This window comes from Idiomarina sp. A28L, assembly GCF_000218785.1.
In the GTDB taxonomy this organism is placed as follows: Bacteria; Pseudomonadota; Gammaproteobacteria; order Enterobacterales; family Alteromonadaceae; genus Aliidiomarina.
Window position 1 is genome coordinate 1 of the sequence record NZ_AFPO01000023.1, and the last position, 941, is coordinate 941.

Consider the following 941-nt stretch of genomic DNA (forward strand, 5'->3'; position numbering starts at 1 on the left):
GCGCCTACAGTACGGCCACCTTCACGGATTGCGAAGCGTAAACCGTCGTCCATAGCGATTGGTGCAATCAATTCAACTACGAATTTGATGTTGTCACCAGGCATTACCATTTCTACGCCTTCTGGAAGCTCTACAGCACCAGTTACGTCAGTTGTACGGAAGTAGAACTGTGGACGGTAACCTTTGAAGAATGGCGTATGACGGCCACCTTCTTCTTTGCTCAATACATACACTTCAGCTTCAAACTTAGTGTGTGGAGTAATTGAACCTGGCTTCGCCAATACTTGACCACGTTGAATATCTTCACGCTTAGTACCACGCAACAACGCACCAATGTTCTCACCTGCACGACCTTCGTCAAGCAACTTACGGAACATTTCTACGCCCGTTACGATAGTTTTCGTGGTGTCTTTCAAACCAACGATTGCTACTTCATCACCAGTGTTCACGATTCCGCGCTCTACACGACCGGTTACTACTGTACCACGGCCTGAGATTGAGAATACGTCTTCGATAGGCATCAAGAATGGCTTATCGATATCACGCTCTGGCTCTGGAATATAAGTATCTAGCGCTTCTGCAAGCTCTAAAATCTTACCTTCCCATGCTTCATCGCCTTCCAACGCTTTCAACGCTGAACCTTGAATTACTGGCAAATCGTCACCTGGGAAATCGTATTCTGAAAGAAGTTCGCGAACTTCCATCTCTACTAATTCCAACAACTCTTCGTCGTCTACCATGTCGCACTTGTTCATGAATACTACGATGAACGGTACGCCTACCTGACGTGACAACAAGATGTGCTCACGTGTTTGTGGCATTGGGCCATCGGTAGCCGCTACTACTAAGATAGCGCCATCCATTTGCGCAGCACCAGTGATCATGTTTTTCACATAATCGGCGTGACCTGGGCAATCTACGTGTGCGTAGTGACGTGAAGG

The 941-nt window shown here is 47.3% G+C and carries 1 protein-coding gene; it reads right to left on the reverse strand.

Annotation, left to right across the window (positions count from 1 at the left end):
* Positions 1–941: elongation factor Tu (gene tuf, locus A28LD_RS09715; RefSeq protein WP_007420908.1), on the reverse strand; the 941-nt coding region annotated here is incomplete at both ends.